This is a genomic window from Vibrio neptunius, assembly GCF_000967495.1.
Classification (GTDB): Bacteria; Pseudomonadota; Gammaproteobacteria; order Enterobacterales; family Vibrionaceae; genus Vibrio; species Vibrio neptunius.
Map to the genome: position 1 here is coordinate 1 of NZ_JXXU01000156.1, position 476 is coordinate 476.

The window sequence follows — 476 nt, forward strand, 5'->3', positions numbered from 1 at the left end:
GCTAGTGCATCGTCTTCGCTGTATTCTGGAAGTTCTAGGTCATCCAGTTCCAATGACTCTTCTGACTCAGCAACAGGTGCTTCAAGCTCTGGCTCTTGTGCAACATCCGCTAGTGCATCGTCTTCGCTGTATTCTGGAAGTTCTAGGTCATCCAGTTCCAATGACTCTTCTGACTCAGCAACAGGTGCTTCAAGCTCTGGCTCTTGTGCAACATCCGAAAGTGCATCGTCTTCGCTATATTCTGGAAGCTCTAGGTCATCCAGTTCTAATGATTCTTCTGTCTCAGCAACTGGTGCTTCAAGCTCTGGCTCTTCAGCAGCAAGCGTATCAGCCATGAGATCATCAGATATTGCTTCGGACGCTTCATCTTCAATCAGCCAATCATCATCTTCCGGAACCCCAAATTCATTTGGAATAGCTTCAGGCATTGGGGCTGCTGATTGTTCTATTGCTGGTTCTGGAGTCTCTGGAGTCTC

At 47.7% G+C, this 476-nt stretch carries 1 pseudogene; it reads right to left on the reverse strand.

What is annotated here, in order from left to right:
• Positions 1-476, reverse strand: a pseudogene (locus tag TW84_RS24765) (FimV/HubP family polar landmark protein); the annotation flags it as partial.